Genomic DNA, 25,004 nt, shown 5'->3' on the forward strand with positions numbered 1-25,004 from the left:
AGGCAGTTAAGAATAGTGGTGAAGATATAGAAAAGAAACAAAAAACGGGTCATGTACTACAAAAAAAAAGATGTGCGTAAAAAAAGAGAAGCTCATATTAAAGAGGGGGTAGCAGAGAACAAATGTTTAATGCGATATTTGTGACGTTCCAAGTGATCTTGGCGTTTCTTGCTGTGTATCAGTTTAGTTTTTCTCTGTTCGGTCTGATTAAAAAGAAAAAGAAACAACAGTTTCCGCCGAACAAGTCATTTGCTGTATTGGTTGCTGCTCACAATGAGGCAGAAGTTATTGGAGCATTGCTTGAGAATATGAAGAAGCTTGATTATCCAAAAGAGTTGTACGATGTGTTTGTAATCTGTGACAACTGTACAGATAATACAGCTGAAATTGTTAGAGAACATGGAATGAATGCTTGTGTCAGAGTGAACCCAGAACAACGCGGTAAAGGTTATGCGATTGAATGGATGCTCAAAGAACTATGGAGCATGCCAAAACAATATGATGCAATCGTTATGTTTGACGCAGATAATTTGGCAGCTACAAATTTCCTTCAAGAAATGAATAATGATTTAAATCGCGGAGCTCGCGTTATCCAAGGATATATCGATACTAAGAATCCGGAAGACTCCTGGATTACAGCTGCTTACGGTATTTCTTACTGGTATATTAACCGTTTGTGGCAGTTGTCCCGTCATAACCTGAATATGGCTAACTTTTTAGGTGGTACGGGTATGTGTTTTGAAAGTAAACTCCTTAAAGAAATGGGCTGGGGAGCTACATCCCTGGTAGAAGATCTTGAGTTTACGATGCGTGCTGTTGAACGTGATGTGTATCCTGTATTCAACTATGACGCGAAGGTGTTCGATGAGAAGCCACTTACGTTCAAAGCATCTGCAAGACAACGTCTACGCTGGATGCAAGGTCACTTCACGGTAGCAAGAAGATATTTCTTCCCGCTGATTTGGAAGAGTATCAAACAGGGCAGCTTGGTTAAATTTGACCTTGCTGTATATAGTGCGAACGTGTATGTCGTATTACTGACGTTTCTGATGACGGCGGTCAGCTTGATCGATATTACGTTGTTTAAAGGTCCGAATATCATCAATATTTACGGATACTTGCCATTATGGGTAGGATTTACTGCGATTTTGGCAAACGTTGTGACGTTCCTAGCGTCTCTTGCACTGGAGAAGGTGAAAATCAAGAAGGTGTATACCTCACTTATCTTGTTCCCGATCTACCTATTATCCTGGTATCCAATTACGCTGTACGCGTTCTTTACACAGAATAACAAACAGTGGAGCCACACGAAGCATACACGTGTTGTTCGCTTGGAAGAAGTACAAAGCAAACAGGGATAAAAAAATATAGATTTTATGCTTGACGGTTTTGATAAGCTATGTTATATTAATCAAGTGATTGTTTACGGAATCATAAGAAGAAGGTACGACTTCTCACCTGATCGGCTGAAGCTGACGGGTACGATCCCAATGATTTATGAAACTTGATTTTTCATGAAGAATTGACGATTGTTCAGGGATGTCGGTAGCCTACCGGCATCCCTATTTTTTTCGAATGGGTATCGATAACGACATGGAGGTGGACAGTTATTAGTAAAGAACACATGATTAACGATGAAATTCGGTCGAAGGAAGTTCGTTTGGTTGGAGCTGAAGGGGAGCAAATTGGAATAACACCAATTCGCGAAGCATTGCAGATGGCTGCAGATCTCAACTTAGACTTGGTGAATGTAGCACCGCAAGCGAAACCGCCGGTATGTCGTATTATGGACTACGGTAAGTTCCGTTATGAGCAACAAAAGAAAGAAAAAGAAGCACGCAAGAATCAAAAGATTGTGGACATTAAGGAAGTATGGTTCCGTTCTAACATTGAGGAACACGACTACCAAACAAAACTTCGCAATGTAGTTAAGTTCTTGAAGGACGGCGACAAAGTGAAGTGCTCCGTCCGCTTCCGCGGACGTGAGATTGCCCATGCGGATATCGGTCAAAAGATTTTGGAACGCGTTAAAGCAGAAGTTGCTGAGATCAGCAGCATCGAACGCCAACCAAAACTTGAAGGTCGAAGCATGATTATGATTTTGGCTCCTAAAGCTTGAGCCAGTTAAACTTGGAGGAGGAAATACAAAATGCCTAAAATGAAAACTCACAGCAGTCTGAAGGGTCGTTTCAAAATTACAGGTACTGGTAAAGTGAAACGTTACAAAGCATACAGAAATCACTTGCTTTCCCACAAATCCAAACGTACAAAACGCGTTCTTGCTGGTAGCCCTGTAATGGCACCTGGAGATGTTAAACGTTTGAAACAAGGTTTAGCTAACCTTAAATAGTCGCGTAATGCCAACAACTGCATGTAAGCAGTATAACTACTAAACATATATATTTTCTGGGAGGTCTTCTAATATGGCAAGAGTAAAGGGCGGATTCGTTGTTCGTCGTCGTCATAAAAAAGTATTGAAACTTGCTAAAGGTTATTTTGGTTCTAAACACCGTATCTTTAAAACTGCTAATGAACAAGTAATGAAATCCATGGTATATGCATACCGTGACCGTCGTACTACAAAACGTAACTTCCGTAAATTGTGGATCGTTCGTATCAATGCAGCAGCTCGCATGAACGGATTGTCTTACAGCAAATTCATGCACGGTTTGAAACTCGCTGGAGTAGACATGAACCGTAAAATGCTCGCTGATCTTGCAGTGAACGATATCAATGCATTCAACTCTTTGGCTGTTGTAGCTAAAGAAAAAGTGAACGCATAATTTAATAATATGTTGCCGCCGTTATAGGCGGCTTTTTTATGGACATCTTTAAGTTCATTTACATAAATGAACTAGGTCTTCTGACATAATGTGCTAAATCATTCTCTTTGTATAATACCTAAAATAGTGCAAATAATAATTGGGACTTAAGGAAGTAAAAGGGATGATAAAGATACTTATATGGCAAGGAAAGTCACATGTAAGTTACATTAACGTGTTAAATCACGAAAGTAAAAACGCTTACATTACTTTTTTCCTATAAAAACTTAAAATTAAGTGATGAAACTGCTGGATTTTAAAAAAGGATGATTGTATAATCACACCTAGTAGGACAGTCCTACTTGAACTTCTCATTCGGTTAAACTACAAACGCCTCGATTTAGATTCAAAATGAATTGTGGCAGGTAGATGAGCGAACGAAAGAATCAAGAAGGCAATATTTTAAGGGGGAACAATTCCAAGATGAAGAAAGTATTGAGTTTGTCTCTAAGTATGATCCTTGCAGCATCAGTTGCACTTGCCGGTTGCGGTAATGACAACAGTGGCAGTAACTCGCAAGGTAGCGATGGTAACGAAGGAGCAGCAAAATCTGACGTACAAATCGGTATGGTAACGGATGTCGGCGGTGTAAACGACAAATCCTTTAACCAATCTGCTTGGGAAGCTCTGCAAGCTGTAGAAGCGGAATCAGGCGCAAAAGTTAAATATTTGCAGAGTAAATCGGATAGTGACTATAACACAAACCTAAACGAGTTCGTACAAAACAATTATAATCTTACTTGGGGAATTGGCTTCCAACTGGCCGATGCAATTAAAACGGTAGCTGAACAAAACCCAGAATCAAATCTAGCGATTATTGACAGCGTTGTTGATGCACCAAATGTGAAATCTGTTACTTTTGCAGAAGAACAAGGTTCTTTCCTCGTAGGTGTGATCGCTGGTAAAATGACAAAAACAAATAAAGTTGGTTTTGTCGGCGGTATGAATAGTCCGCTTATCAAGAGATTCGAAGTTGGTTTTAGAGAAGGTGTTAAAGCTGTAAATCCTGATGCTAAGTTTATTCCTACGTACACTGGTAACTTTGATAAACCGGACGAAGGAAAAACGGCAGCAGCAACACTTTACAACGATGGAGTAGATATTATTTTCCACGCTGCTGGTGCTACAGGTACTGGGGTGTTTAACGAAGGTCTCTCCCGTAAAAAATCCGGCCAAGATGTGTGGGTAATCGGTGTAGATAAAGACCAATCTATCGAGTTTGGTGATGAAATCACACTGACGTCCATGATCAAAAAAGTAGACGAAGCAGTAAAAAAAGTATCACTTGAGTTAGTAAACGGTACTTTCGAGGGTGGAATTGAAGAGCTTGACCTTGCCGACAACGCTGTAGGTATTGCTGAGACTTCAACAGCTAACGTTCCTGAAGATGTTCTGAAACTCGTTGACGAGTATAAAGAAAAAATCATCAGCGGCGAAATTGTTGTTCCAACTGAGTAGTATAACTAAGTAGTACAACTGAGTAGTTCAAGTTTTACTGTTTCTTACGTAAAAGTAGATACGATGTAAATAAGCATAATGACAAGGCTGGTTATTAGAACTAGCCTTGTTCTCACGTCTAGGGCCATAATTACTAATAAATTCTATATAAGGGTGATCTCATGGGTGCAGCAACTCCTGTTGTAGAGTTAAAGCAAATTACAAAACGCTTCCCAGGTATTGTCGCCAATGATTCCATAAGTTTGCAGCTGCACAAGGGTGAAATCCATGCGCTGCTAGGGGAGAATGGTGCGGGTAAATCAACGTTGATGAATATTGTATTTGGATTGTATCAGCCTGATGAAGGCAGCATCGAAGTTAACGGCAAGCCTGTATTAATTGATAGTCCAAACAAAGCAATTGAACTGGGAATTGGAATGGTCCATCAGCATTTTAAGCTGGTGCAACCTTTTACTGTAGCTGAGAATATTATACTGGGTTCTGAACCAAGAAAAGGGCTGGGTATTAACTATAAAAAGGCAGTAGCAGAGGTTACACGTTTATCAGAGATGTATGGATTACAAGTAAATCCAAACGCCAAGATTGAAGATATATCTGTAGGTATGCAGCAACGTGTTGAAATTCTTAAAACACTGTATCGAGGAGCAGAGATTCTCATCTTTGACGAACCAACAGCAGTGCTAACACCACAGGAAATTACGGAATTGCTTGTGATTATGAAGAAGCTCGTTGCTGAAGGAAAGTCCATTATTTTGATTACTCATAAACTGAAAGAAATTATGGAGATATCAGATAAGGTTACCATTATCCGCCGCGGGAAAGTAATTGATACGGTTAAAACTTCTGAAACTTCTCCAAATGATCTAGCAGCTAAAATGGTAGGACGAGAAGTGACTTTCAAGGTAGATAAGAAACAGGCCGAGCCTAAAGAAGTAGTTCTGGATATTCAAAATCTTACATCCAAGAATCAAGATCACATCGCTGTTCTTGATCAATTGAATCTGAAAGTGCGAGCTGGCGAAATTGTCGGAATTGCCGGGGTAGACGGTAATGGTCAAAGTGAACTGATCGAGGCTATTACTGGACTGCGTAAAGTTGATTCAGGAAGTATCAAGCTCAACGGCAAAGAGATTAAGAATCAAACTCCTCGTAAAATTTCAGAGTCAGGTGTAGGCCATATACCGGAGGATCGTCATAAACATGGTTTGGTACTTGACTTCTCTGTAAGTGAAAATATGGTACTCGAATCTTACTACAAAGAACCATTTTCAAAGAAAGGTTTCTTGGATTTTAAAGAGATCGATAAGCATACGGTGAAATTGGTAGAAGCATTTGATGTTAGAACACCAAGCATTGATACGAAATCTCGTGCACTCTCTGGTGGTAATCAGCAGAAAGCGATTATTGCGAGAGAAGTGAATAAAAATCCGGACCTGCTTATCGCTGCACAGCCGACACGCGGACTTGACGTTGGTGCAATTGAATTTGTACAAAAACAACTCATTGCTCAGCGCGATCAAGGGAAAGCTGTTCTTCTTATTTCTTTTGAACTAGATGAAATTATGAATGTATCAGACCGGATCGCTGTTATCTATGAAGGACATATCGTAGGTGAAGTCCTGCCAGAGGAAACAAATGATCAAGAACTCGGACTTATGATGGCAGGCAGCATGAAGAAGAGAGGTGCAGCGGGTGAATAATGTATTAAAATGGTTTACGAAGGACTCATTTATCTATCCTGTAGTCGCTATTATTATGGGTCTATTCTTGGGTGCATTCGTTATGCTGATTGGTGGATATAATCCTATTACCGCTTATGGTGCACTGATTGATAAAGTTTTTGGAAGTACCTATAACTTTGGTGAGGCAATTCGTGAGATGACTCCGCTCCTAATGACGGGTCTCGCTTTCGCTTTTGCTTCACGAGCAGGTTTGTTTAATATCGGGGCTGAAGGTCAGTATATCGTAGGTATGACCGCAGCTACGTTTATCGGAATTAAATTTACTAGTTTACCCTTAATCATTCATGCACCGCTTGCTCTCATTGCTGGGGCGATTGCAGGTGGACTTTGGGCTTCTGTAGCGGGTTTTCTTAAAGCGACACGCGGAGTTAACGAAGTTATCACCAGTATTATGATGAACTGGATTGCTCTTTATATGGCTAATCTTGTAGTCAGACAGTTCTTACTTATGCCTGGTGAGAATCGCTCAGAGCAAATTCAGCCTAGTGCGTCGATCGCGATCGGCTGGTTGTCTGAACTGATGAACAATTCACGTGTTCACTGGGGAACGTTAATTGCTCTTGTCGCAGCCTTGTTTTTCTATATTTTCATGTGGAAGACGAAGCAAGGTTTTGAGCTGCGTGCCGTTGGTTTCAACCATCATGCCGCACAATATGCCGGGATGAGAGTAAACCGAAATGTAGTAAAAGCGATGTTTATCAGTGGGATATTTGCTGGTCTTGGCGGTGCGTTCCAAGTACTAGGGGTATTTGGATATCAAACGGTGTTCCAAGGTTCTCCAGGTATCGGATTTGACGGAATTGCCGTTGCTCTGATTGGTATGAATCATCCACTTGGTGTTGTACTAGGAGCCATTTTATTTGGCGGATTAACCTATGGTTCTTCCGGAATGAGCTTTGCTGCGGATGTTCCACCGGAATTGATCCGAATCGTAATCGGTTCGATCATCTTCTTTATAGCTGCACAAGGGATTGTGCGCTGGGTGCTTAAACCCTTTAACTCCAAGCGCAAGAAAGAGAAGGTGTTGTAAACATGGACTTCATAACCCTTTCTGGACAACTGATTAATACTACACTCGTTTTCGCAACTGCGCTTGTTTTTGCTGCGCTAGGCGGTATTTTTTCCGAGCGTTCCGGGGTAACAAATCTCGGGATCGAAGGTTTTATGATTTTCGGAGCTTTTGCAGCAGGTGTTACGGCTCACTATGCACAAGATGCAGGCATGTCGGGAGGAGCCGCAGCGGTGATCGGTCTTATTGCTGCTGCCGTATTTGGACTGATTGTATCTCTTATTCACGCAGTAGCTTCGATTACATTTAAAGCAGACCAAATTATCAGTGGTATCGTTATTAACTTCCTGGCGGCAGGAAGTACCCTATATATGGTTAAGTTACTCTTTGATGGTTCGGGGGAAACTCCGCTTATTTTAGGTTTTGAAAAATGGGATCCAACTTTGTTCGGTATTAAGTTAGCTGAAATTCCGTTCTTTGGAAGTGTATTTATTAATCATTATCCGACTACGTTCTTGGCTATATTGTTCGTTATTATTGCTTACTACTTCCTGTATAAAACGCCTTATGGACTGCGTCTTCGTTCAGTCGGGGAGCACCCTAGTGCCGCAGATACAATGGGAATTAACGTAACGAAATATAGATATGTTGCAGTTATGATTAGTGGAGCACTAGCAGCGATTGGTGGTGCAACACTGACTCTTACTACAACAGGAGTATTCTCACACAATACCATTTCCGGACAAGGATACATTGCAATTGCTGCGATGATCTTTGGTAAGTGGAATCCGATTGGTGCATTTGGTGCTGCCTTGTTCTTCGGATTGTCTCAAGCCGTTCGTAACTATATTCAAATATTCGAATGGTCTCAGGCTATTCCCCAGGAAATTATTTTCATGTTGCCGTATGTACTTACCATTGTCGTATTGGTCGCTGCCGTAGGTCGCTCTTCTGCTCCTGCTGCACTCGGTCAACCATACGATCCAGGCAAACGATAATATTAGAAAATGGACAGATAACCCGAAGGTGTTCGCATTTATGTGTGCACCTTCGGGTTTTTTTGTACATGCAGGACATAGGAACAGGCAAATCTCTGATCTATGAATAAAATAATAGTGAATTCTACTCAGAAGGAGGGAGAAAGATGAGTAAATCTGTGAGCGCTAATGAAGCGAAAAAATGGATTGGACAGGAAATTGTAGCACTTCGGAAAGATGGAACACAGGTTGCAGGCAAGCTGGTATCTGTATCGGGTAATAAACTTATACTCGAACCAGTGGGTGGAAAAGAGGCAGCTACCCGGGCCATTCTTCCTTTGGTATTATTTGATCTTCTCGCAATTGGAACATTACCTTTTGCAGGGGGCGGCTTTGGCGGTCCATATGGCGGTGGCGGTTACCAAGGCGGGTATAATGGAGGAGGCTACCAGGGCGGCGGATATCCTGGCGGCGGTTATGGCTACGGTGGCAAACCAGGCGGAGGTTATGGATATGGACCAGGTCCAGGACCGGGCCCAGGCCCAGGTTTTGGAGGCGGATATGGATTTAAAAATAAATTTTTCTACTAGAAAATCCATTGCATCATACCTGATTCCTGAAAGTCACTCTTTTCATTCATTTCAATAAATTTCTAAATTCTTTCCCATCTCATAACAACGGCCAATGTCCATATAACGAATCAATTCGTAACCCGATTTCTTATAGAAAAGCACTCCTTTATGGTTGCCTTCGTCTACCATCACTTTTGATTTTTTACACCCTCGTGAGATTCCAAATTGTTCTGCTTTGAGTAACAATTCTCTACCGTGATTCTTCCTCTGCTGTTTTGGCGAGACAGCCATCATGTCGATATAAAGCAGATCCCCATGCATCATAAAGTGAATGAAGCCAAATAAATCTGAATCGTATGTCGAAGAGGATACCAAAGAAATTCCCCTTGATAATCTGAAGGGGATTTCTTTTATGACTTGATCGATGTCCTGCTTGCTCATGTGAGAAAGAGGGACCAATTGGGTTTTAATGAGGTCCATGATAGCAGAGTCATCTTGTTTAGGTCTTCGATTTCGAATCATGGAAAATACCTCCTTGTTGAGCAAGTTTTTGTTGAAATAGTATATGTATAGACGGGACAACAGGTGCTGTTTTCCAGGGCAAAACAGTTGTTACAGCAAGGTTTGTCCAAAAACTGTAATACTTTTGAAAAATAAAGTGTTGACTATTTCCATAAATGAATCATATAATGTTCCTAACATTTAACCGCTATAGTTCATCGGCAATGATGAGGACGAAGTTGTAAGGGCGCTTATGCTCAGAGAGTGGACGGAATATGCTGCAAGCTCCACCATAATCCCTTATATACGAGCTCACCTCGGAGCTGTTTTCCTGAAAGGCATTTGCTTATTAGGGAAAATCGTAAAGTCTACGTTACAGACTAGGTAAGAAGATGGGGTGGGGTTATTTCCCTTACTATTCTTCTACTTGCTAAGGTCAGATTCTGTGAGGAATCCGACAAAACTGGGTGGTACCACGGAAGAAACAACCTTTCGTCCCTTGCGAGGCACATATTGTGTCCGCTTGAGATGAGAGGTTTTTTTATTTTCTAGTTTGCAAGTTCAATGTAGTTTTTTAGAAGGGGGAGATCTTAGAGTGAATGCACATAATTCTGAAATGCGGTCAACAGATCAACTACGAGAAAAATGGATGAAGCCGGAAGTCATTACCGGTTCGGATATCTTGCTACGAAGCTTGCTTCTTGAAGGTGTTGAATGTGTGTTTGGTTATCCAGGCGGTGCAGTACTTTATATTTATGATGCGATGCATGGATTCGAAGATTTCAATCATCTTCTTACACGCCATGAACAAGGAGCTATTCATGCGGCTGATGGTTATGCACGAGTAAGTGGAAAAGTTGGGGTGTGTATTGCTACTTCAGGTCCGGGCGCTACGAACCTTGTTACCGGAATTGCAACAGCGTATATGGATTCCGTACCTCTTGTTGTCATCACAGGAAATGTCGCTTCAACCCTGATTGGTACCGATGCATTCCAAGAAGCTGATATTACGGGGATCACCATGCCAATCACGAAACATAGTTATCTGGTACGTGATGTTGAAGATTTGCCTCGCGTCATTCACGAAGCATTCCATATTGCAAACACAGGTAGAAAAGGGCCGGTACTCATTGATATCCCTAAAGATATTTCTTCAGCGAAGACCCTTTTTAAACCGCATACCGAACCAGTGCAGATGAGAGCTTACAATCCGAAAGTAATTCCAAACCGGATTCAGCTTGATAAACTGCAACAAGCCATTCAAGAAGCAGAACGTCCAGTGATTCTAGCTGGTGGCGGGGTTGTATATTCGGGAGGACATGAAGCACTGTATGAATTTGTTAAGCAAACGGAAATTCCGATTACAACTACACTTCTTGGACTGGGAGGCTTCCCAAGCGGTCATGAATTGTGGATGGGGATGCCGGGTATGCACGGAACCTATACAGCAAATCAAGCTATCCAACAAGCAGATCTCCTAATCTGTATCGGTGCAAGATTTGATGACCGGGTTACTGGTAAGCTGGATGGTTTTGCACCTAAAGCAAAAATTGTTCACATCGATATTGACCCAGCTGAGATTGGCAAAAACGTCGCTGCCGATATTCCAATTGTGGGTGACGTAAAAACCGTATTAGAAATTCTTAATCAAGATGCAGCTCGTGCCGATAAGGCAGATGCATGGCGGGAACAGATCAAAGAATGGAAAGGCGATCGTCTCTATCATTACAAAGATTCAGATGAAGTCTTAAAACCACAGTGGGTTATTGAAATGTTGAATGAGACCACAAATGGCAGCGCCATTGTTACAACAGATGTAGGTCAACATCAGATGTGGGCTGCGCAATATTACAAATTTAATCAACCGCGTTCATGGGTTACTTCTGGCGGGCTTGGTACCATGGGATTTGGTTTCCCTTCTGCGATTGGTGCACAAATGGCTCATCCAGATCGACTGGTTATTTCCATCAATGGAGATGGCGGAATGCAAATGTGTTCTCAAGAACTTGCCATCTGCGCGATAAACAAAATTCCGGTTAAGATTGTAGTCATTAACAATCAGGTACTTGGAATGGTTAGACAGTGGCAGGAATTAATTTATGAAAATCGATATAGCCATATTGATTTAGCCGGTAGTCCTGATTTTGTAAAATTGGCCGAAGCATACGGAGTAAAAGGCTTGCGTGCAACAAACAAAGAGGAAGCTCAGCAAGTTTGGGAAGAAGCAATGAATACGGATGGTCCTGTACTTGTCGAATTTGTAGTTAATAAGGACGAAAATGTATATCCGATGGTAATGCAGGGTTCGACAATTGATCAAATGCTGATGGGAGATGCATAAATCATGAATAGACATACGATTGCCGTGCTGGTAAACGATCAGCCAGGAGTACTTCAACGGGTATCAGGTCTGTTCGGTCGCCGTGGATTTAACATCGAAAGTATTACAGTAGGTCAATCGGAAGAAGCAGGTTTATCTCGAATGGTCATTGTAACACTTGGAGACGACAAATTACTCGAGCAAATTGAGAAGCAACTTTACAAATTAATTGATGTAATTAAGGTAGTCAATCTTAGTTCAAATCCAATGGTAGGACGCGAACTAGCGTTGATAAAAGTAAAAGCAGATCCTTCAGAACGACCAGAAGTAATGGGACTCGTTGAGACTTTCCGCGCTTCAGTCGTGGATATCGGAAACACCTCATTGATGGTACAAGTTGTAGGGGATACAGATAAGATTGATGCAATGATTGAGCTTCTGAAGCCTTACGGAATCCGTGAATTATCCAGAACCGGAGTTACCGCAATGATTAGAGGCAATGTATAAAAAATTATTAGGATGAATAGTTAATTCATGGAATTGTCATTCATTCTCTTTTTTAAAATTATAATTTAGTCATTCACCGCGACAGGAAATCACAGTCCTGAAGAATGGGCGGGGGTTTGAGGGGATTACTGCTACTTCATAACTAAGACGATGATAAGCAGTTTAGGAGAATAGTCCCTTGAAACACCCGCTCATTCATGCAGGGTTTCTTTACAATACAAAGGAGGACTTTAACAATGGCAGTTACAACGTACTATGAACAGGATGCAGAACTAGGTGTATTGAAAGGTAAAACCATCGCCGTAATCGGATATGGTAGTCAGGGACACGCTCAGGCACAAAACTTACGTGACAGTGGACTAAATGTAGTAATTGGTCTGCGTGAAGGTAAATCATTCCAAACGGCTCAAAATGATGGTTTTGAAGTACTTTCCGTAGCAGAGGCAACAAGCCGTGCTGATGTTATTCAAATTTTGATGCCGGATGAAACACAAGCTTCCGTATACAAAAACGAAATTGAGCCTAACTTGAAAAAAGGCGCTACCATCATGTTCTCTCACGGTTTTAACGTTCATTTTGGTCAAATCGTTGCTCCTAAAGATAGCGATGTATTGCTTGTGGCTCCTAAATCTCCAGGACATATGGTTCGTCGTACATATGTAGAAGGTTTTGGGGTACCTGGTTTGATCGCAATCGAACAAGATGCAACAGGTAAAGCGAAAGAAATTGGTCTTGCTTATGCAAAAGGAATTGGCTGTACTCGTGCGGGAGTTATCGAAACTTCTTTCCGTGAAGAAACCGAAACTGATTTGTTCGGTGAACAAGCAGTATTGTGCGGTGGTGTAAGTGCACTCGTAAAAGCAGGATTTGAAACACTAACAGAAGCAGGTTATGCACCAGAAATGGCATACTTCGAATGTCTGCACGAACTTAAACTGATCGTGGATTTGATGTATGAAGGCGGACTTGCAAGCATGCGTGATTCGATCAGCAACACAGCTGAGTATGGTGACTATGTTACAGGTCCTCGTGTTGTAACAGAAGATACAAAAGCAGCTATGAAAGCAGTTCTGACTGACATCCAACAAGGTAAATTTGCTCGTGACTTTATTCTCGAGAACCAATCAGGTCGTGCATTCTTGACAGCTACTCGCCGTAATGAAGCAAATCACCCGATTGAAGTCGTTGGTAGTCAATTGCGTGAAATGATGCACTGGACTCATAAATAAGAATTGATCTTACCCGAAAAATAATGATTTAAAATATTTCTTCCTAAGCGGCCGTGCGATTATGCGTGAGCCGCTATAGGAGGTTAAACATAACATTTTTTGGAGGTGCTGAGTGTGCGCAAAATTCATATCTTTGATACTACACTGCGTGACGGAGAGCAATCTCCTGGCGTCAATCTGAACACGCGGGAGAAACTGGAGATCGCTTATCAGCTTGAAAAATTAGGAGTGGACCGGATGGAGGCTGGTTTTCCGGCTGCCTCCCCGGGCGACCTCGCTGCCGTAAATGCCATTGCTAGAGCGGTAAAAAACTCAACGGTTATTGGACTTTCACGTTCTAGAGAACAGGATATTGAAGCTGTTCGGGAAGCGCTTCAAGGAGCACAAGATCCGTGTATCCACCTGTTTCTAGCTACTTCGCCAATACATCGTCAGCATAAACTTCGCATGGACAAAGCACAGGTGCTTGATACAGCAAGATCTGCCATTCGGTATGCGAAACGTTATTTTTCCAAAATCGAATTTTCACTTGAAGATGCCGGCCGTACAGAACACGACTTTTTAGTTGAAGTGACTTCGATGGCAGTCCAAGAGGGAGCAGCCGTTGTAAATATTCCGGATACGGTAGGTTATTTATATCCTGAAGAATATGGTAATCTGTTCAGAATATTAAAAACGCAAGTACCGGATATTGAGAAGGTGCAACTCAGCGCTCATTGTCATAATGATTTGGGAATGGCGACTGCCAATACACTGGCTGCGATTATGAATGGGGCAGATCAAATTGAAGGTACGGTTAATGGAATTGGGGAACGTGCCGGAAATACAGCTATTGAAGAAATAGCGATGGCTTTAGAGACAAGACAAGAATTATTTGGGGCAAAAACAACACTTGAGTTATCTGAGATTGCTCGGACCAGTCGGCTCGTCAGCAGATTAACGGGGATGGTCGTCCCTGGTAATAAGGCGATCGTCGGTGCTAATGCATTTGCTCATGAGTCAGGTATTCATCAAGACGGTATGCTCAAAGAAAAAACAACCTATGAAATCATGACACCAGAAACCATTGGACTGAAAGAGAGCAAACTTGTACTTGGTAAACATTCAGGTCGGCATGCTTTCCGTGAGAAATTGGTTGAGCTTGGGTTTATCCTTGAAGAAGATGAAGTAAACCGAGCTTTTGCACAGTTTAAAGATCTTGCAGATAAGAAAAAAGAAGTGACGGACGACGATCTAATTGCGCTCTTAGAAGAAAAATTAGTCGATAGTCCCGAAGTATTCAAACTTCAAGAGATGTATGTCACTTATGGAAATGCCTCTGTTCCCTCCGCTAGAATCAGCCTTTGCTTGGAAGACGGGAAGTATGTGACATCAGAAGCTGAAGGAAATGGCTCGGTAGATGCGATCTATAATGCGATTGATAAAGCAAGTGGAGAAGATGTGATCCTTGCTGATTATTCTATTAAGTCCGTTACTCACGGTAAAGACGCCTTGGGTGAAGTACATGTCGTCCTAAAACAGGATAAGATGACGGTGCAAGGACGCGGAGTGAGTACCGACATCCTTGGAGCCAGCGCCCGTGCTTATGTAGATGCTCTCAACCATCTTGTTGAAAAACGTAAAACATATACAGAGCGCATTAATGTAAATTTATAAAATCATAATGATTCGATAAAAAAGCCCTTTTTGGAACTTTTCTCAGATGAGTAAAGATTCCTAGAAAGGGCTTTTCGGGTACTTTTATATTTATTTAAAAATCAAATGAATCTAAGTTACAAATGTATCCTTTTATTGAATGATGAAAATAACACAATTAACTGTTTATATAGGTCTACCAAGCATATGCATTAGGTGCATGTCCGCCAGGTCCTGGGAAAATTTCATCTAGGCGTTTCATCGTGGATTCATCAAGGTTTACATCTAGTGCATCCAGTGTACTTTCAAATTGCTCCATGGTTCGAGGTCCGATAATCGGAGCAGTTACTGCAGGATTTGCCAGCAGCCAAGCAAGAGCAACGTTATCTTGAGGTTCACCAAGTTCACGGCAGAGTGCAGCAAACTCTTCCAACTGCTCCCGGTGCTGATCGATGTAAGCTGCATTATTACCGGTACGAGTCCCTTCGAGTTTTTTTAGGGCATTCCGGCCAAGCAATCCACCATCCAGCGGACTCCAAGGAATAATCCCAAGTCCTAAATGTTGAGCTGCAGGAAGGACTTCAAGTTCTGGTAGCCGGCAATTGAGGCTGTATTTATGCTGTTCTGAGATAAGTCCGAGGAAATGCCGCTGTTTGGCAGCACTTTGGGCAACCGCAATTTGCCAGCCTGCAAAATTACTAGAGCCAACATAGCCGATTTTCCCCTGTGCAATGCTGACTTCGAACGCTCCCCAAAGTTCCTCCCATGAAATGACGGGATCGACGTGGTGCATTTGGTAAAGTTCAATATGATCCGTTTGTAGACGCTGTAATGATCCTTCCAAGTGACGACGAATTTTATAGGCAGATAAACCTGCGTCATCGTTAGGGCCATCCGACTGATCCTGCATGGAACCATAGACTTTTGTAGCGAGTACCACTCTTTCACGGCGGCCTCCACCTTGTTTGAACCATCTGCCGATAATTTTTTCAGTTAAGCCGGAATGTTCACCCCAACCGTATACATTTGCTGTATCAAAAAAATTGATTCCTGCATCAAGAGCGGCATCCATAATTCGGAATGCCTCTTTTTCATCTGTTTCGGGACCAAAGTTCATTGTACCAAGACATAGTTTACTTACTTTTAAACCAGACTTACCCAGGTAACTGTACTGCATAGTCCACTCATCCTTCCTCATAGGAACCAAATTTACCTTTCTATGTTATTGTAAACGGTTAATTCAAGTTCAATCAACTGATTTACTTACAATCCTTTGAATGAATTAGGAAATTGAATGCAGCGGTTATAGTCTAAACCTATTAAAGCAATAGATTCTATATCTTGGTCAAATCCACCATATCTATGGTACAAAGATATATAAGAAGTTTACAACGTCGAGAAAATTGAAATTTATGATTTTACATAAAAAAGGAGCGTGTTGTTCATGTCAGATGTGAAGAAAATAGCAGTCATTTCAGGTGATGGGATCGGCCCTGAGGTTGTTGCGGAAGCAGAGAAAGTATTAAAACGGACAGAGGAGCTGTTCGGTTATACGTTTGAAACGAGCCATGCCTTATTCGGCGGGATTGCTATTGATCAAAAAGGAACACCGCTTCCGGAAGAAACGCTCGAAGTATGTCAGAATGCAGATGCAGTTCTGCTTGGAGCAGTGGGTGGTCCGCAGTGGGATAATAACCCTAAAGAACTTAGACCAGAGACAGGATTACTGGGAATTCGCAAGGCACTTGGTTTATTCTCTAATTTACGCCCGGCTGTTGTATTTGATTGTTTGAAAGATGCATCTACCTTGAAACCAGAAGTTCTAGAAGGAACGGACTTAATGGTCGTAAGAGAACTGACCGGCGGGATCTATTTCGGTGACAAACTTCGCAGACAAGGAGAGCATGGGGAAGAAGCAGTTGATACCTGTGTTTACAACGTAACAGAAGTGGAACGCATTGTTAGACAGGCTTTTGAAATTGCACAAAAACGGAAAAAGAGACTTGCTTCAGTAGACAAAGCTAATGTACTGGAAACATCGAGACTATGGCGTGAAGTGGTAAACCGTGTAGCTCCTGACTATCCTGATGTAGAAGTAGAACATGTACTTGTTGATAACTGTGCAATGCAGCTTTTACGGAGACCAGCGAGCTTTGATGTCATTGTAACCGAGAATATGTTTGGAGATATCCTAAGTGATGAAGCAGCCATGTTGACGGGTTCGATCGGGATGTTATCTTCTGCATCTTTGGGAGAAGGCAGCTTCGGGTTGTATGAACCAGTTCATGGTTCCGCTCCTGATATTGCGGGACAGGGAGCAGCAAACCCTATTGCAACGATCCTATCTGTCGCTTTAATGTTCCGAATGACTTTTGGATATGAAGATGCAGCAGATGCCATTGAAAAAGCAGTAGCTAAAGTGCTGGATGAAGGTCATCGTACAAGCGATATCGCAGTAGATAAGAGCCAAGCAATCAGTACTTCAGCGATGGGAGATTTAATCGTGAAGAATATGGAGAAATCGACACTAGTTTCTTCTATTAAATAAGTAACACGATAGAGAGTAGATATTCTTTAGATTCCGTATATATTTACGGAGAAGAGAGTAGCTGCTCTCGATCCTTTTCATGTACTGCCCATTTGACTTTGAGTTAAACGAGTGATAGGATCTATATATTATTCGTAGAATGGGCTAAGGATCTTAATACATTTTCTTTTTCCTAAGCCGATCAGTAACCTATAAATTTCCGCATTTTTCAAAAATAATAGACAAGCCCTTACAGCATTTCTTATGTTGTGAGGGCTTTTTTCACCAAATAACGCGGGTGCCTTTTTTTTACAAAAAATGCGTTTAAGAACTGGGAAAAAGGTGTTATAAGGGGTATGGAATCTTTTTTATTATAAAGAGGAAAACGAACTGTCATAACGAATAGGGTAAAAGAATACGCTATTGAACATAATGTAAATAATGCATCCGGTGCGTTTCTACAAGGAGGGTGAACAAATGAGTTTTTGTTGTGGAGCAAGTATGATTGGAACGAAGGGAACATTAAAACATTACCGTACGCAGGTCCACAATGTTCCCCTGCTCTTTTGTCCAGTATGTCATCGGGTAGAAGTCCATTACAAAGTAGAAAATGAATATGAAATTTTAGCTGAATATGCACATGGTGACGGTGCCTCTGAGATTGACTTTCAAGATTATGTAATGGAAGACGAAGATACGATTTATGAGAACTGTGTAAACCGTGAGAATGAAGATCCGCTCGAAGTCGTCCAAAGACAAATCGATACGTCTCTTGACTTGTTGTCCATAGCCAAAAATATAAAAGACGAGAAGTGGGAGAGCGAATTAAAGCGCAGGCTTGCTGTCATGAGTAAAAAACGCTCAAAGCTGAAGCACAATCAACCGGGAAGACAACCATAGTATGTTTGCAAAGACGACCTTTGCCCTAGGGCAAAGGTTTTTTTTATGGAGAAGTCATCCTTTATACCTGAACGAAAAGGATTTATCTCAATTATTTCTGTTTATTCGACAGTATCTCTGATTGACTAGGATTGGTAACCTTGTCTATGATAAAATAGACTTCTTTCAAAGCGGAATCAGCTAATTTATAAACATTGGCTCACATTATCGCTATTCCGTAACGGAAAATAGATCAGCGAAAGTCTTATGATAGGCAAATCTAATGCCCTTCTGATTGGAAGATCACATACTTCAAGGTAGACGGTCTTACTGTTCTGCGACCATTGCTAGTCCGATCGGCAAGTTCCATTTAAGTAAAAAGGGGGAACCTGAGTATGATCAGTGAGTTTCAGGACACTTTGATTTCTGCCAATGAGGCTTTTCCACTAAGGCATCTTGATAATAGTAATTATGAGAACATTTTGGAACATTTGGACAGTGGAATTATGCTGTTTGATAGCGAAGGTTTTCTAACTTTTATCAATGTACAGATGGCAAAATTGCTGGAGCTTCCAAGGCAACAGTTACTAGGATGTAACGTCCTTCAATTAGTTCAACATCCTTATATCAGCCGGTTCAAAAAGAAGAAAATTCTTAGGATATATCGAGAGACCATCTTCCATCGTAAGCGCTATCATGAACTGCTGGATGAGTATGGAAAACATTGGCTCATTACAATGACCTATGGGGATCAGATGGATGGGAATTTTCTGCTGAGTGTAAAAGATGTATCAGATTTTAAACAAATTGAACAGACCGCGTATCAGAATGACAAGCTTGCGATGCTCGGCCAAATATCCGCTTCCATTGCACACGAAATTCGAAACCCGCTTACCGCGATTCGGGGGTTCATTCAACTGCTTCGTCCTCATTTGCTGCAGCTGGGTAAGGATGAATATGCGAAAATTATTTTGACAGAAATTGACCGAGCTAACGATATTATTTATGAATTCTTGAATTCCTCAAAACCATCTGCACCTCAGAAGACGGTCATTCCTATCCAGTCTTTACTTAAAGAAATTGTTCTTCTTACGGAGAGTGAAGGTTTAATGAATGGCTGTGAGATCCAGCTGAATAATGATCTGACTCCGCTTTATGTCTCCATAGATATTAAACAGATTAAACAAGTCATGCTGAACATAGTGAAAAATGCGATGGACGCTATGGACCCTGTAGGAGAAGACTATTCTGGCATCATTCAGATTGCTACGCATGAGGAGCAAAGCCATGTAATCATTTCTATAAAAGATAATGGTCATGGGATGGACAACAACACACTAGTTCGATTATTTGATCCGTTTTTTACAACAAAAGAGACAGGGACGGGACTTGGACTTTCTGTCAGCTATCGCATCATCAAGAACCATGGCGGGACTATAGATGTACATAGCAAATTAGGAGAAGGGACCACGTTTAACATTTCTTTGCCTCTCGTGTAGATTGTTTTTTACGAATTTTCACTTCATCATTAAAGCAGGCCTGGAGCTTGACCCGCTTCCGGCCTGTTTTGTTTTTGTACATGTGACGAAGGGTATATATGAGTAGTATGGAACACGTGTATGAATGAATTGAATTCTAAATACCTTTCGTTGCTTTATTCAGAACGATATACCGATTGGGAGATGAAGAGATTGATGTACAACACATTAGAGATCACATGGAAAACGGCAGCTCCTGTAGAATCAATTGAGGCACATGCCGTCATATGTATGGTATCAGAAGCCGAGTGGATTACAGGACATTTTCCGGAATCATGGAAGCAAGCGATTACTTCCGTAAAAGAAAGAGGACTTTTTAATGGTTCCGAGAATCAACTGTTCACCATCCCTGTAAAGCAGGGGAGTGCAGCTGCTACACTCGTTTTAGCAGGAACAGGGGAGCATCCCATGAGCGTGGATGAGCTCCGTAATCTCGCTGCAAAAGCAGCCAAAGCTTCACTGCAGGTGAGTGCAGATGAAGTGGTATTTGCTATGCCTTCGTCACTGGTGTCCTATTCCGATACACTTGATGTTTCTAAAGTAGCGCACGCGTTAACGGAAGGTTTTATTTTAGGAGTATACCAAAGAAAAAACTATAAACAGAAACAAAAAGCTTATATAGGACCAAGTAAATTAACTTTCCATCAAGAAAAAGTCACAGATCCTGATTTTCAAAAAGAATGGGAGAAAGGGATCGAGCGGGGTCAAGCTTTTGCGGCAGGAACCAATTATGCCAGAGATTTAACCAATCTTCCAGGGAATATGCTCGTTCCTGAAGATCTTGCCATAGCCTCCAAACAACTAGCTGAGAAACATGGACTAGAGTATTCCATTTTAGATGAAAAAGAACTCGAGAAAAAAGGGATGGGCGGAATTCTCGCTGTAGGAAAAGGCAGCATCCATCCGCCCAAAATGATCGTCATTAAGTATCAAGGAAAAGAAACATGGGATGGCGACATTGTGGGACTTGTAGGAAAAGGAATTACCTTTGACACAGGCGGTATTTCGCTCAAACCTCGTGTCGGTATGGAAGAAATGATCAGTGATATGGGCGGTGCAGCTACCGTGCTCGGCGCACTTGAGACCTTATGCATTCTTCGTCCGAAACTAAACGTACTAATCGTTATTCCGACCGCTGAGAATATGCCTTCTGGCAGTGCATTCAAACCAGGTGATGTCATTACCACACTTAGCGGCAGAACCGTTGAAATTCTGAATACAGATGCAGAAGGAAGAGTTGTACTTGCTGACGGTATGACCTACGCGAAGGAATTAGGTGCAACTCGTCTTATTGATGTAGCAACGTTAACAGGGGCTGTATTATCAGCACTTGGAGATGTTGCCACTGGTGCGGTAACGAATGATGAGACGTTTTTGAGTCGGTTTATTTCAGCTTCTAGACGAACCGGTGAAAGAGTATGGCCGCTTCCTGCGTATCCCGAATTCCAAGAGATGCTGAGAAGTGATGTGGCTGACTTACGGAACAGCACAGGAAGAAATGCAGCTTCAAGTACGGCTGGTTTGTTTATAGGGACCTTTGCTGACGGGATCCCTTGGATTCATCTGGATATCGCTGGAACTGCATTTCTTTCGAAAGAGCGAGGCGTAAATCCGAAAGGAGCCACAGGTGTCATGGTCCGGACCATTGTAGAGTGGATCACAAGTGAGGAACAAGAATAGGATTAGAATGGTAGATAGGTATATGCCTGGGAGAAACCAGGGGTATACCTTCTTTTTTTACATAAAATGCATGTTTTCTGTCATTGTGATAAAATAAAAACACATATATGAAAACGTTTCCTCATTATAAGTATAAAGGTGGTCTTTCTGTGGTCGAGGCTGAAATCAAGGCAATTGCGAACATGGCACAAGAACTGAGAACAAATATAGCAAAGTACATGATCGGCAAAGAAGAATCGGTAGATTTATTGCTGACCGCACTCATCGCTTCAGGTCATATCTTATTGGAAGATGTTCCCGGGACAGGTAAGACGATGCTCGCTAAAACGGTAGCTGCTTCGATGGAATGTTCATTTCGGCGGATTCAGTTTACTCCCGATTTATTACCGTCGGATTTGACGGGAATTCATTTCTACAACCAGAAAGAGGGACAGTTTGAATTTAGGCCAGGCCCCTTATTTGCAAATATCGTATTAGCGGATGAGATTAATAGAGCAACGCCGAGAACACAATCCAGTTTGCTAGAGTGTATGGAGGAGAGGCAAATAAGTGTGGATGGACAAACTCATGTACTATCCAAACCTTTTATTGTCATAGCAACGCAGAATCCAGTTGATAACCAAGGAACTTTTCCGCTGCCAGAAGCGCAAATGGATCGATTCATGTTAAAAATGAATTTGGGTTACCCTTCCCAAGCCGAAGGCATTGAAATCTTAAAACGGACGATAGAAGGCGGTTTTCAGTCTCCTATAACCCCTGTGATCACACAGGAGGATATGATTTCAGCCCAGCAATCCTTTAAGTCCGTACAAGTCGAGCAAGATCTCCTCCAGTATATGATTGCAATAGCAGAGGCTACAAGACGTCATCCTGATATTGCCCTTGGTGTAAGCCCGAGAGGAACACAGGCACTGGTTAGAGCTGCCCAAGCCAGGGCTGCCATAAGAAATAGGGACTACGTCCTGCCTGACGATATCAAAGCGCTCGCTCTGCCTGTTTTATCTCATCGACTTGTGCTCCACCAAAGATCAAGACAACAGGAAGGGAAGGCGGCAGCCCTGCTTCAAAGTATCATTGAACAAATCCCAGTCCCGAGTGAAAACATGGCTTCAGAAAGCAGCATAGGCTAGCTGATGGATCTCTTATGGTTTATTGTTGTCGGTCTTTTGCTAATTATGGTGGAGCAAGCGATATTTGGACTTCCTGTACTTAGGCGCGTTACGTATTCGAGAGAATTTGAAAAAGATCGCTGTTATGCAGGTGATCAGTTAGTTATGACGGAAAAGATTGCTAATGAAAAAAGACTGCCTATTCCTTGGCTGCGTCTAGAAGCGATGATGCCTGCTTCCTTTTCTTTTCAAACCGGAGAAGAAATGGGGATCAGTAAAGGAAATATTTATCAAAATCATCAAAGCGTGTTTACGATGAGACCCTTCACTAAAATCTCAAGAAGACACTTCGTGGTATGTCAGAAACGAGGTGTTTATCAGATGGAGACGGTCACGATGACGGGAGGAGATCTCTTTAATATCTACTCTACAAGTCAAAAATTGCCCGTATCCATTGCTTTGACTGTATATCCGGAAATCCTCTCCGATCATGAAATGCCGTCAAACTTCGAAGTATGGCAAGGAGAGCTGGAAGTATCCAGGTGGATCGTGGAAGATCCTTTTTTAATCGTAGGGGTTCGTCCTTATGGGGAAAGTGATCCAATGAATCGTATTCACTGGAGTGCTACCGCAAGGACAGGTGATCTTCAAGTATTTAAACAGGGCTTCAGTTCTGACCCACAGACGATGATTCTATTTAATATACAGGAATCGGAGGAGATGTGGAGTGTAGTGACTAGACCGGAACTTGCGGAGCGAGGCTTGTCTTATGCATCCACAGCAGTTAGTTATGCTGCCAGCAGAGGACTGAAGGCAGGGTTTGCACACAATGCTTATTCGGAACAGGGAGATACAGCTATTTGGATTGATACAGACTATGGCTCTGTTCATGCCGAATATATTATGCAGGCTATGGCTGAGGTTCAATTAAAGTGCCTTATGCCAATGGAACAAATGCTGCGGGATGAAGCTGACCGGCAAGAAGATGAGGAACGGAAGCTCGATTATTTACTGGTTACCGCCTATGTGTCACAAGCGATGGAAACCCAGTTAGCAAGACTGCGAACCGCTGGTAACCGGATTACCGTTCTGTTCATAGAGGATAAGGAGGGGGGCAATGGATAAGCAACAAACCTTTACTTTTCCTGTTCAGGCTATAGTACAAGGCGCTGCCGAATTAATCTATGGCTATGCTCTTATTGTTATTTTATCTGTCTATGTTCTGGGAGTTTCTCCTATGTATGTGCTCTGTATTGGTTTTGTTACGATCAGTGTCGGGGTATTGAGCGGCAGGGTGCTATCTATGAAGAGTTCAGCATTTGCTGTTGCTACAGCAGTACTTGGTGGAATGGTAATTACCACTGCGGCTTTTATGGCAGGATCTACGGAGAATCGTTTACCCTTCATCATAGCAGGTGTCGTTCTTGGCGGAACTATAGGCTGTCGGGGATTTTACTTGCAGAAGCATATCAAGCATACGATTTTTATATCGGAAAAATATCGGGTCGTTGGTCTCGTATCATTGGTAGTACTCAGTTTTTTTGTGGGAAGATATTCTTCGCTTACGCCATACAGTGCGGGGGTTTATGTAAGCGGACTGGCTAGTTTTATATTACTGCTTTGGGATCGCCATACCCAGGAAATGCGGAAGGTTACGCTTGATTTCAAGGGGCAAAGGCCGCTTGTAAGAAGTTTTACGAAGATTAATCAATTACGTACCTTACTCTTTCTTATGATCGTTTTACTTGTCGGAGGCTTTCAGCGTTTATCTGAAGTTGCTGCCTCTGTATGGAGTTGGTTTACTGCCTGGGTGAGAAATCTATTCAGCGGTGAGACGCAGCAGCAGAATATCCCCAATTCCACGGGTGTAACGGAGTCTCCTCCTCCCTTTCTGCCAAATGAGGAGAGAATTCCGAAAGAACCATCACCGATTTGGGAATTTTTACTGAGAGCAATTGTTTTCTTAGCAGCTGTCGCATTGCTATGTTTTATATTCTATAAGGCTTGGAAATTATTTGTGAAATTCACTGAGTATTTAGAACATCGTAAAAAGAATTCAGTGCCGGTCATCCCGCCTAAAACGGCATATATTGATATCATTGAAACGATTGAAGAAAAGCCGAAGAACAAGAAGAGCTGGCTTCGCTTCTTTCAAAGAGAGTCCGTGCCGAGCGATCCTAAGGAGCGCATTCGGTATTATTATCGAGAGTATGTTCTCCGGGTCAAAGGACAGGGACTTGAGATCCCAGCTCATCTAACCCCTTTTGAAGTAAAACAAGAGCTCGATAAGATAAAGACGACAGCTAAGATAGAAAGAACAAATAAAAGACATAAGGATGAGTTGGGAGCAGTTTCAGATGAACTATTCCCCTTATATAACGAAGTTAGGTATGGAAAGAAAAATGTAAGTGAAGAAGTGATTCAACAAATAGATAGGCAATGGAAGTCAAATGAGTAGGTAAACCTTCTCTTTACTTTTCCTTCTACGTTCAAGTATCA

General features: G+C 42.0%; 22 protein-coding genes. 20 read left to right on the forward strand and 2 right to left on the reverse strand.

All coding sequences use genetic code 11. The features are described 5' to 3' along the window. Positions 1 to 122 precede the first annotated feature (122 nt). The 9 genes from QPK24_RS07000 (at position 123) to QPK24_RS07040 (ending at position 8,598) form a co-directional block, all read left to right on the forward strand. Positions 123 to 1,361 (forward strand): glycosyltransferase family 2 protein, encoded by a 1,239-nt coding sequence (locus QPK24_RS07000; RefSeq protein WP_285747358.1) that lies wholly within the window; start codon positions 123 to 125, stop codon positions 1,359 to 1,361. A 263-nt stretch (positions 1,362 to 1,624) separates the two neighbouring features. Beyond that, positions 1,625 to 2,119 carry a translation initiation factor IF-3 gene (infC, locus tag QPK24_RS07005; RefSeq protein ID WP_160032821.1) on the forward strand — a complete coding sequence of 165 codons (495 nt, stop codon included), beginning with the start codon at positions 1,625 to 1,627 and terminating at the stop codon, positions 2,117 to 2,119. Positions 2,120 to 2,149: 30 nt separating this feature from the next. After that, on the forward strand, positions 2,150 to 2,350 hold the full coding sequence (rpmI, locus tag QPK24_RS07010) for a 50S ribosomal protein L35 (protein WP_160032822.1): 201 nt from the start codon (positions 2,150 to 2,152) through the stop codon (positions 2,348 to 2,350). A gap of 73 nt (positions 2,351 to 2,423) precedes the next feature. Beyond that, positions 2,424 to 2,783: a 50S ribosomal protein L20 gene (gene rplT / locus QPK24_RS07015; RefSeq protein ID WP_160032823.1), complete on the forward strand. Its 360-nt coding sequence runs from the start codon at positions 2,424 to 2,426 to the stop codon at positions 2,781 to 2,783. Positions 2,784 to 3,245: 462 nt separating this feature from the next. Continuing rightward, positions 3,246 to 4,280 (forward strand): BMP family lipoprotein, encoded by a 1,035-nt coding sequence (locus QPK24_RS07020; RefSeq protein ID WP_285747360.1) that lies wholly within the window; start codon positions 3,246 to 3,248, stop codon positions 4,278 to 4,280. A gap of 161 nt (positions 4,281 to 4,441) precedes the next feature. After that, positions 4,442 to 5,980, forward strand: coding sequence for an ABC transporter ATP-binding protein (locus tag QPK24_RS07025; RefSeq protein WP_285747363.1), 1,539 nt, complete (start codon positions 4,442 to 4,444; stop codon positions 5,978 to 5,980). Continuing rightward, positions 5,973 to 7,052 (forward strand): ABC transporter permease, encoded by a 1,080-nt coding sequence (locus QPK24_RS07030; RefSeq protein ID WP_213531990.1) that lies wholly within the window; start codon positions 5,973 to 5,975, stop codon positions 7,050 to 7,052. Before QPK24_RS07025 ends, QPK24_RS07030 begins: the two co-directional genes overlap by 8 nt. 2 nt (positions 7,053 to 7,054) lie before the next feature. Further along, a complete protein-coding gene (locus QPK24_RS07035; protein WP_285747368.1) occupies positions 7,055 to 8,029 on the forward strand; it encodes an ABC transporter permease in 975 nt (324 codons plus the stop codon). A gap of 146 nt (positions 8,030 to 8,175) precedes the next feature. Next, on the forward strand, positions 8,176 to 8,598 hold the full coding sequence (locus QPK24_RS07040) for a hypothetical protein (protein WP_285747370.1): 423 nt from the start codon (positions 8,176 to 8,178) through the stop codon (positions 8,596 to 8,598). Between the two features lie 51 nt (positions 8,599 to 8,649). Here QPK24_RS07040 and QPK24_RS07045 read toward each other — a convergent pair whose 3' ends face one another. Further along, positions 8,650 to 9,102, reverse strand: coding sequence for a GNAT family N-acetyltransferase (locus QPK24_RS07045; protein WP_285747372.1), 453 nt, complete (start codon positions 9,100 to 9,102; stop codon positions 8,650 to 8,652). A gap of 595 nt (positions 9,103 to 9,697) precedes the next feature. Here QPK24_RS07045 and ilvB point away from each other — a divergent pair. The 4 genes from ilvB to QPK24_RS07065 all read left to right on the forward strand — a co-directional run bounded on the left by ilvB (position 9,698) and on the right by QPK24_RS07065 (position 14,793). Further along, on the forward strand, positions 9,698 to 11,422 hold the full coding sequence (ilvB, locus tag QPK24_RS07050; RefSeq protein ID WP_407082998.1) for a biosynthetic-type acetolactate synthase large subunit: 1,725 nt from the start codon (positions 9,698 to 9,700) through the stop codon (positions 11,420 to 11,422). A gap of 3 nt (positions 11,423 to 11,425) precedes the next feature. Beyond that, the gene (gene ilvN, locus QPK24_RS07055; RefSeq protein WP_201450698.1) at positions 11,426 to 11,908 is read left to right on the forward strand and encodes an acetolactate synthase small subunit; all 483 of its coding nucleotides are present in this window, start codon (positions 11,426 to 11,428) and stop codon (positions 11,906 to 11,908) included. 236 nt (positions 11,909 to 12,144) lie between these two features. Then, positions 12,145 to 13,137 carry a ketol-acid reductoisomerase gene (ilvC, locus tag QPK24_RS07060; protein ID WP_285747376.1) on the forward strand — a complete coding sequence of 331 codons (993 nt, stop codon included), beginning with the start codon at positions 12,145 to 12,147 and terminating at the stop codon, positions 13,135 to 13,137. A gap of 114 nt (positions 13,138 to 13,251) precedes the next feature. Beyond that, positions 13,252 to 14,793: a 2-isopropylmalate synthase gene (locus tag QPK24_RS07065; protein WP_285747378.1), complete on the forward strand. Its 1,542-nt coding sequence runs from the start codon at positions 13,252 to 13,254 to the stop codon at positions 14,791 to 14,793. Positions 14,794 to 14,968: 175 nt separating this feature from the next. Here the strand turns inward: QPK24_RS07065 and QPK24_RS07070 are convergent, their stop codons facing one another. Next, complete coding sequence (locus tag QPK24_RS07070) at positions 14,969 to 15,949, reverse strand: aldo/keto reductase (protein ID WP_285747380.1); 981 nt, start codon at positions 15,947 to 15,949, stop codon at positions 14,969 to 14,971. 267 nt (positions 15,950 to 16,216) lie between these two features. On the opposite strand from QPK24_RS07070, the gene leuB reads away from it, so the two are divergent. The 7 genes from leuB (at position 16,217) to QPK24_RS07105 (ending at position 24,963) form a co-directional block, all read left to right on the forward strand. Then, the gene (gene leuB / locus QPK24_RS07075; protein WP_160032834.1) at positions 16,217 to 17,320 is read left to right on the forward strand and encodes a 3-isopropylmalate dehydrogenase; all 1,104 of its coding nucleotides are present in this window, start codon (positions 16,217 to 16,219) and stop codon (positions 17,318 to 17,320) included. 456 nt (positions 17,321 to 17,776) lie between these two features. Further along, positions 17,777 to 18,199 carry a hypothetical protein gene (locus tag QPK24_RS07080; protein WP_160032835.1) on the forward strand — a complete coding sequence of 141 codons (423 nt, stop codon included), beginning with the start codon at positions 17,777 to 17,779 and terminating at the stop codon, positions 18,197 to 18,199. A gap of 374 nt (positions 18,200 to 18,573) precedes the next feature. After that, entirely contained in the window at positions 18,574 to 19,677 is a 1,104-nt protein-coding gene (locus tag QPK24_RS07085) for an ATP-binding protein (RefSeq protein ID WP_285747385.1), read from the forward strand. 195 nt (positions 19,678 to 19,872) lie between these two features. Next, positions 19,873 to 21,396, forward strand: a complete 1,524-nt coding sequence (locus QPK24_RS07090; RefSeq protein ID WP_285747386.1) for a leucyl aminopeptidase — start codon at positions 19,873 to 19,875, stop codon at positions 21,394 to 21,396. A 182-nt stretch (positions 21,397 to 21,578) separates the two neighbouring features. Beyond that, positions 21,579 to 22,526: an AAA family ATPase gene (locus QPK24_RS07095; RefSeq protein ID WP_285749158.1), complete on the forward strand. Its 948-nt coding sequence runs from the start codon at positions 21,579 to 21,581 to the stop codon at positions 22,524 to 22,526. A 3-nt stretch (positions 22,527 to 22,529) separates the two neighbouring features. Next, complete coding sequence (locus QPK24_RS07100) at positions 22,530 to 23,630, forward strand: DUF58 domain-containing protein (RefSeq protein WP_285747388.1); 1,101 nt, start codon at positions 22,530 to 22,532, stop codon at positions 23,628 to 23,630. After that, entirely contained in the window at positions 23,623 to 24,963 is a 1,341-nt protein-coding gene (locus QPK24_RS07105; RefSeq protein WP_285747390.1) for a hypothetical protein, read from the forward strand. The genes QPK24_RS07100 and QPK24_RS07105 overlap by 8 nt, the downstream gene beginning before the upstream one ends. Positions 24,964 to 25,004: the final 41 nt, after the last annotated feature.

This window comes from Paenibacillus polygoni, assembly GCF_030263935.1.
GTDB classification, from domain to species: Bacteria; Bacillota; Bacilli; order Paenibacillales; family Paenibacillaceae; genus Paenibacillus; species Paenibacillus polygoni.